This is a genomic window from Variovorax sp. P1_H12_2 (assembly GCF_056405335.1).
The window spans coordinates 1-3,484 of the sequence record NZ_JBFUCI010000549.1 but is presented as its reverse complement, the minus strand read 5'-3'; the positions used below and the strand labels follow the sequence as shown (position 1 = coordinate 3,484).

The window sequence follows — 3,484 nt, the reverse complement described above, 5'->3', positions numbered from 1 at the left end:
GGCTGCCTCCCGACCCGATGGTGTAGAACGGATCGAAGACCACGTCGTTCCATACAGTCGGCGTGTAGTCACGGCCGAGGCGGACTTCACCGAGGATGCCCGACAGGCTCACCGTCGAACGACGGCTGAAAAATTGGACCGCCGATCCGGCGCGGCCATCGTCGTTGTTCAGTTGCGACTCGAGCCAAAAACTGGCGGCCAGGCCGCCACCGAGGTCTTCCGTGCCACGAAAGCCCAGACGGCTCGAACCGAGGCCCGAGTTCGACAGCGCCCACTGGGTGGTTGTCACGCCGGCAGTGCTTTCGTTCCGGTAGTAGCTGACGGCAGCGTCCAGAGTGCCGAACAAGGTGACGGACGACTGAGCTGAGGCGACACCCACGAGGTTCAGTGCAGCCAGAGCAATTAGCGTTTTTTTCATTTCAAGTTCTTCAAGTTTGGATAGAGATGCCTGGCACCCTTGTCTCCCCCTGTCCGCCGAGCCATCTTCCTTATGGGAAGCTGGCGCGAAGGCACGCCAGACTTGTTTCATCTGGATTCCAAAGCCCTGCGAACTGCGACCAAAGTCGCTGTTCGTTGCAGGTCTCAATGGGATGGCGCTGCTGACGGGGGACTCTAGGCGGGGGCCTTCCCGCTGGGCATCGTCGGTTCAGACGGATTCCATTGCCTGGGTCCGCGGTGCAATTCGTCGCATGCGACTAGGTGTTTTTCCGAGGGCGCGCCGGAGCGGCTGCCAAAAACGATTAGAGGCCTTAGAATCCGACGCCACTCTTCGCCAGCAGTTGTCCATGTCGTCGCCCCCCTCTGCCACTCTGGCTTGCGAGCGTGCGTTGGCGCACGCCGGCAAGTTCGACCTCCCGGGTTCCAACGCCTCACTGGTGCATCGCCAAGTGGTCACCGACCGCGTCGAGCGCGGCGCCGCTGCCAAACTGGTGCTGGTGCGTGCGCCCGCTGGCTTTGGCAAGACCACGGCATTGCGCCAGATTCACGAACAGCTGCAGGCGCGCGGCATCGCGACGGCATGGATCACGCTCGACGCGGCCGACAACGACGTGCCCCGCTTCCTCAGTTGTCTGGCGGAAGCCGTAGCCCGTCTGCAGATCGCCGACGATGGGCAAACCAGAGGCGATGCCGATGCGGTTGCGCTGCTCGAGCGAGAGGGGCCCCCGTTTGCACTGTTCCTGGATGAATTCGAGGTCCTGCAGTCTCCCGCCGTGCTGGCGCTGCTGCGCGAGATCGTCGCGCGCTTGCCGCGCAACGGGCGGCTGGTGGTCGGTTCGCGCCACCTGCCCGATCTGGATCTCGGCCGGTTGCGCGTGCGCGGACAGTTGATGGAGATCGACGTCGAGGCATTGCGTTTCAGCGTGGAAGAGACGCGCGACTTCCTGAAGGCGCGTGGCCTGCCGGCGCTGTCCCACGACGTGCTGGAGACACTGCACGCACGCACGGAGGGTTGGGTCGCGGCGCTCATGCTTGCTGCCATCACGCTCGAACGCCACGACGATCCGGCCAACTTCGTGCACCGACTGTCCGGCGGCAGCGGCGTCATCGCCGAGTACCTGGCCGAAGACGTGCTCGGCCGCCAGCCACCGGAGGTGCGCGATTTCCTGATGCGCACCAGCATCCTGCGGCAGTTGAGCCCTTCGCTGTGCCAGGCGTTGCTGCCGCGTACCGACTGCGCACGCATGCTGGCGCACCTGCATGCATCCAGCCTGTTTCTGCTGCCGGTCGAGACCGATGCTGTCGAGCCTCGTTACCGCTTCTACAGCCTGTTCGCCGCATTCCTGCGGGCCCAATTGGCCCGCGAACATCCGGATGAAGTCGTGCGGCTGCACCTGGCCGCCTCTGCATGGTACGAATCGGCCGACCGACCGGTATCCGCCATCGATCATGCGATCGAAGGCGGGGATTTTCCGTATGCGTTGACGCTGCTGTCACGCACGGCGCAGGGCTTTCTGGAAGAAGGGCGCATGCGGTTGCTGGCGCGCTGGTTCGCTGCCATCCCGCGCGCTCAGTTGCGCCAGCATCCGCTGATGCAGGCCATAGAGATCTGGGCGGTCCTGTTCACCCAGGGACCGGCCGAGGCCCACGCCTTGCTGTTCGACAGCGGCATCGCGACGAGCCACGACGCCATCATCGGTGCCCACGTGAATGCGCTGCGTCCACTGTTGCTCGCCATGGCGGACCGCTATCCCGAGGCCAACGATCTGGGCCGCGAGGGCCTGGCACGGCTGCCTACCGCGGTGCGCTTTGCAGACACCGTCTTGATCAATTGCATGGCGCACGTCACGGCGGTGTTGGGCGAGACACGCGAGGCCCAGCGGCTGCTCGATTCGGCCCGCAGCGCGCAGTACGGCAGTGGTTTCAACCGCATGTACACCGAGTCGACGGAGGGCATGCTGGATTTCCAGCGCGGCATGTTCCGCCAGGCCATGGCACGCTTTCGGATCGCGGTGGGCAGCACGCGCTCCAGCTCGTACCGCTACACCGGCGGCAATGCGTGGGCGGGCGTTCTCTACGCGAGCGCGATGTACGAGGCCGACGACCTGGAGTCGGTCGAACGTCTGCTGAACGTCTACCTGCCTCTGGCCCGCGATGTCGGGCTGCCGGACCACATGATCGAGTGCCACGCGATCCGCTCGCGACTGCTTTTCGGACGCGGCGACGTCGATGGCGCGTCGCGCGTGCTGACCGAATTGGAGTCCCTGGGTCACCTGAGAAAACTGCCGCGGGTGGTGGCGTCGGCCAGACTCGAGCGAGCCTGCATGCTCATGCGTCAGGGCAATGCGTTCGGCTCGCGTGCCGAACTGGAGCGCAGTGACGACCGTGAAGTATGGGATCGGGTGGCGCGTCAGCGGCTCCCGGCGCACGAGCTGCTGGACATCGGCATCGGGTGGTTGCGCTGGGAGGTTCAGTTCGGCGATGCGGCTGCGGCGGCCCGGCGCATCGAGGCCGAACTGCCGATGGCGCACGCCGAGTCGCGCATCCGTCGAGCGCACAAGCTTCGGGTGCTGTGGGCGGTGGCACTATGGCGCCAGAACAACGCGCAGGCTGCCGCCGACGCGATGGGCGAGGTGCTGCTGGCGGGCAGCCGCGAGGGCTTCGCGCGGTTGATCCTCGATGAAGGCGCGGCCGTCGTGGGCCCCATTCAGGCGGTGCTCCAGAACCTGAGCAAGGCCTGCCGGCCGGAAGATCCTATCCTGCTGGAGTACGTGCAGCGCTTGCTCGCATCGCTGGGCGGCGACGCGCTGGCTGGTGAATCAGGCCCGGCACCAGCGACGCAAACCCCTTGGCGCGGAGAGCCCATTACCAACAAGGAGTTGCGAGTGCTCAAGCTGGTGGCGGAAGGCTACTCGAACGGCGCGATGGCCGAGAAGCTCTTCATCGCCGAAAGCACCGTGCGTACCCACCTTCGCAGCATCAACATCAAGCTGGCGGCCCAGAATCGCACCCAGGCGGTGTCGATCGCGCGCCGGCACGGCCTGAT

The 3,484-nt window shown here is 65.5% G+C and carries 2 protein-coding genes; one reads left to right on the top strand and one right to left on the bottom strand.

Annotated features, from left to right (window positions below):
• A partial coding sequence (locus AC1D2K_RS32060; protein WP_478094143.1) for a porin occupies window positions 1-418 on the bottom strand: 418 nt, incomplete at its 3' end.
• Between the two features lie 367 nt (window positions 419-785).
• Between AC1D2K_RS32060 and AC1D2K_RS32055 the strand changes: the two genes are divergently transcribed.
• The coding region (locus AC1D2K_RS32055) for a winged helix-turn-helix domain-containing protein (RefSeq protein ID WP_478094141.1) at window positions 786-3,484 on the top strand (2,699 nt) is incomplete at its 3' end.